Origin of the sequence: Paraburkholderia humisilvae (genome assembly GCF_902859855.1) — a bacterium.
Classification (GTDB): Bacteria; Pseudomonadota; Gammaproteobacteria; order Burkholderiales; family Burkholderiaceae; genus Paraburkholderia; species Paraburkholderia humisilvae.
On the sequence record NZ_CADIKH010000191.1, the window covers coordinates 1 to 4,254 of the forward strand.

The following is a 4,254-nucleotide window of genomic DNA, read 5'->3' on the forward strand; positions in this document are numbered from 1 at the left end:
GCTCGGTCTTTATGCGGGTGCGCTGCTGGTCGGCGCATGGCTCGTCCATACGCACGGCGGCGACGACGCGTGGCCGACAATGTTTTTCACGGGCGGTCTGCTGCAGACGATTATCGCCGGCCATTTCGGCGACATCTGGGGCGCCCGCGCGCAACGTGCGGACGCGTTGAACGGCTACCTGAACGACCGGCTCGTCGCGATGACGAACAGCCACTACCTGATGCGTCTGTCGCACGAACGGCTCGAAAAAGACCTGTTGTCGAAGCCGACCACGCTGCGCGACTCGATTACCGAGTTGCGCCGGCTGTCGGTCGCACACGGACTCGAATTACCGCAAACGCTGCCGCGCACGCGCGCGGCGGGCGAGATCCCGGGCACCCGGGAATTGCTCGAATTCGTGGCGCAGGCCTGTCAGATCGAGGTGGCCGCGTTGTATCCGGTGCGCGACGGCAAGGCGGGCACGGCCGCGCTGGCGCGTCTGGGCGATGCGTTCGAGCTCGACCCGCACGATGAACTCGTTGCGCGCGCACTCGATACAAAGAGTGTTGCGCATCTGCGCAGCGACGAACGGCCGGTCTCGCAAACGTCGCTGCTGGTCTGCGCGCCGCTGGTTGCGGCGGACGGCAACGTGCTCGCGCTGCTCGCGATCCGGCGCATGCCGTTTCTGTCGCTGAATTTCGACAATCTGCAATTGCTGCTCGTGCTGCTCGGTTACTACGCGGATGGCGTCGAGCACTCGCAACAGGTGCGCGACATCCTGCAGGTCGTGCCGGACTGCCCGTACGATTTCGCCCTCGACATGAGCCGGCTCGCGCGGCTGGTGCGTTCGGCGGGCATCGCGTCGTCGCTGGTCGCGCTGGTGTTTCCGCATGACGATGCCGGCGACTCATTCTTCGAGCACGTGATGCGCCGGCGCCGCTCGCTCGATCTGCTGTGGCCGATCAGGACCGATGGCCGGTCGGTGCTGATCAACCTGATGCCGGCGACCGACGAGACCGGCGTGGACGGCTATCTGGCGCGCATCGAAGCGAGCCTGCGTGTGCAGTTCAATGTCGATCTCGAAGGCGCGCGTATCGGCGTGCATACGCTGCATCTGGGGAGCGGCGCGGCGGGCCCGGCACTGCGAGGGCTGCTGACGCGCAGCGGCATCGATGGCTAATCGGTCACCTTCGTCCGCGCGTATGCGGCGCGCGGCGCAAACCTGCGGCGCGCTGCTTGCCATGGCGGCGGTTGCGCTCGCGCAGGGTTGCGCGATCTGGCCGCTTGCGGCAGGTGCGACGACGCAAGGCCCCTTGTTGCCCGCGATGCTGCTCAATGCCGTATGCGGCGCGCTGCAAGCGGTGCTGTTCCGGCTGATGCTGCCGCGGCGCTATCGCGAGCCGCGCGGTTTCACGCTGCTCTTTCTCTGGCTTTTCTGCACGTTCGTGCCGGTGGCCGGCGGCCTCGTGCCGCTCGTCAGCTGCGCATGGGCCGCCTGTTTTCCGGCGAAGCGCAGCGACGAAGACGTGCAACAGGTGAGCGCGCCCGAGTTCGTCACGTATCTGATGTCGCGCGTGTCGCATGGTGGAGGCGCGCGTCTGCAAGCGCGCCTTGTCAATACGCAGGTGAACGCGTCGGACCGGCTGTCCGCGCTGGTCGCGATCCAGAGCATGCCGACCCGCACCACCGGCACACTGCTGCGCGATCTGCTGGCCGACCCGATCGAGGACGTGCGGCTGATTGCATACGGCACGCTCGATCAGGCGGAAAACGACGTGATGCAGAAGATCTTCCGGACCGCGCAGGAACTCGATGTTGCGCAGAGCGATAGCGAACGCCACGCGATTAACCGGCAACTGGCCGAGCTTTATTTCGAGCTCATCTATCAGAACCTCGTGCAAGGGGCGGTTTACACGCACACACTGGAGCAGGCGGACCGCTACGCGCGCGCGGCGCTCGAGATTAACGACGCCGATGCCGCGCTATGGCTGATTCGCGGGCGTCTCGCGCTCGCGCACGGCGCAGCCGACGAAGCGGCCCGTTACATGGCGCGTGCGCAGGCGCTCGGCTTTCCACATGAACGGCTCGTGCCGTGGCTTGCCGAAGCCGCGTACCTGCAACGCGATTACCCGCGCGTGGCTGAACTGATTGCATCGCTAGGCCATGCGTCCGTGTTGCCGATGCTCAAACCTGTTGTGCGTTACTGGTCACCATGAATCCGCCACTTTCCCGCCGCGCCGCCAATGCCGATGTCTGCCTGCTGCTCGAAGGCACGTTCCCCTATGTACGCGGCGGCGTGTCGAGCTGGGTCGACCTGATGATCAGGTCGTATCCGGACACGCGCTTTGCGATCGCGTTTATCGGCAGCCGGAAAGAGGACTATCACGGCGCCGCCTATACGCTGCCCGATAACGTCGTGCATTTCGAGGCGCACTATCTGTATGAAGCGGCGCCCGCCGATACGAAGGCGGCACGCGAAATTCCCGGCGACGCGCACGCGTTCGCGAAATCGGCCGAGCTGCATGATGCGTGGCGCAACCGGCACGGCGCGGACCCCGCCGCGCTGATGGCGGACATGGTGCATCTGATCGGCGACGACGGTCCGTTGAACGAGGCGCAGTTCACATCGAGCCGCGCGGCATGGGACTTTATCGTCGATCAATACCATCGGCACTGCACGGACCCGTCGTTCACCGACTATTTCTGGACCGTGCGGATCATGCACAAGCCGCTGTGGCAGCTTGCGCGTATCGCCGCGCAATTGCCGCCGGCGCGCGTGTATCACACGGTCTCGACCGGCTACGCGGGTTTTCTCGGTGCGCTGCTGCACTATCGGACCGGCCGGCCGCTGCTCGTGTCCGAGCATGGCATCTACACGAAGGAACGCAAGATCGACCTGCTGCAAAGCCAGTGGATTCGCGACAACCGTGGCGCGTTCGAGCGCGACATCGCGAAGATCAGCTATTTCCGTGAGCTATGGGTGCGCTTCTTCGAAGCGCTCGGCAAGCTTGCGTACGACGCAGCCGATGACATCGTCGCGTTGTATGAAACGAACCGGCAGCGGCAGATTGCCGATGGCGCCGATCCGGCACGCACACGCAATATTCCGAACGGCGTCGACGTCGATGCGCTGGCGCCGCTCGTCGACCGGCGCACCGGGCGTTCGCGTGAGCCGGAGCCGGAGCGCATGGCACGCGGCAAGGTCGTGGCCCTGATCGGCCGTGTCGTGCCGATCAAGGACATCAAGACTTTTATCCGCGCGATGTTTATCGTGTCGCGCACGATGCCGGATATCGAAGGCTGGATTGTCGGACCCGAAGAAGAGGACCCGGCTTACGCGCAGGAGTGCCGTGCGCTCGCACAAAGCCTCGGTCTCGCGAACCACGTGAAGTTTCTCGGTTTTCAGCGTATCGACGCGATCCTGCCGCAAGTCGATGCGCTCGCGCTGACGTCGATCAGCGAGGCGCTGCCGCTTGTCGTGCTTGAGGGCTTCGCGGCCGGTGTGCCGTCGATCACGACCGACGTCGGCTCGTGCCGGCAACTGATCGAAGGGTACGGCGACGCAGACCGCGCGCTCGGCGCCGCCGGTCTCGTCGTGCCGATTGCGAACCCGGCCGCATTTGCACAGGCGGTGCTCGACCTGCTCGGCGACGCGCCGCGCTGGCGCGCCGCGCAGGCGGCGGGCCTCGCGCGTGTACGCCGGTTCTATACGAAGGCCCAGATGATCGATCAATATCGCGAGTTGTACGAACGGCTGGCGGCCGTGCCGACGCGACCCGCACACGCTGGTGTGGCGCATGCGGCAGGCGGCGCCATCGGCTGTCCGGTGCATGCCGGAACAGCGAACGCGGCAGCCGGATCGACGCAACGCGACGCGCGGGAGAATCGCTGATGGCAGGCATCGGTTTCGAGCTACGCAAGATCCTCAAGCGCGACACGCTGAGCGGGGTGATGCGCGCTTATGCTTACGCGGGGCTGATCAGCTCCGGCCCGCTGATCCTGTCGATCTTCGGCATTCTGGTGATCGGCGTGATGAGCCTCGGCCTCACGATTCCGCGGTATGCGATCGTTCAGTTTCAGGTGTCGGTCACGTACCTGATCGCGTGCAGCCTGATTCTGACCGGTCCGCTGCAACTGTCATTCACCCGCTTTATCTCGGATCGCCTGTTCGAAAAGCGCGACGACCTCGTGCTGTCGAACTACAACGGTGTCGTGCTGATCTCGACGGCCGCATCCGGCTTGCTTGGTTTCCTCGCGGTGTGGCTCGGGTTCGGC

General features: G+C 65.2%; 4 protein-coding genes. All 4 read left to right on the forward strand.

The features are described 5' to 3' along the window. Positions 1 to 1,159: PelD GGDEF domain-containing protein (locus HV796_RS40500; RefSeq protein WP_175233314.1), on the forward strand; the 1,159-nt coding region annotated here is incomplete at its 5' end. A gap of 22 nt (positions 1,160 to 1,181) precedes the next feature. Next, positions 1,182 to 2,195 (forward strand): tetratricopeptide repeat protein, encoded by a 1,014-nt coding sequence (locus HV796_RS40505; RefSeq protein WP_175233317.1) that lies wholly within the window; start codon positions 1,182 to 1,184, stop codon positions 2,193 to 2,195. Beyond that, complete coding sequence (pelF, locus tag HV796_RS40510) at positions 2,192 to 3,871, forward strand: GT4 family glycosyltransferase PelF (RefSeq protein ID WP_175233315.1); 1,680 nt, start codon at positions 2,192 to 2,194, stop codon at positions 3,869 to 3,871. The genes HV796_RS40505 and pelF overlap by 4 nt, the downstream gene beginning before the upstream one ends. After that, a partial coding sequence (gene pelG / locus HV796_RS40515) for an exopolysaccharide Pel transporter PelG (protein ID WP_175233316.1) occupies positions 3,871 to 4,254 on the forward strand: 384 nt, incomplete at its 3' end. The genes pelF and pelG, both read left to right, overlap by 1 nt.

What these genes read in the sequence shown, in the direction of transcription:
- HV796_RS40505 (WP_175233317.1), top strand. Translation starts at nt 1,182, where the DNA reads ATGCGGCGCGCGGCGCAAACCTGCGGCGCGCTGCTTGCCATGGCGGCG.
- pelF (WP_175233315.1), top strand. Translation starts at nt 2,192, where the DNA reads ATGAATCCGCCACTTTCCCGCCGCGCCGCCAATGCCGATGTCTGCCTG.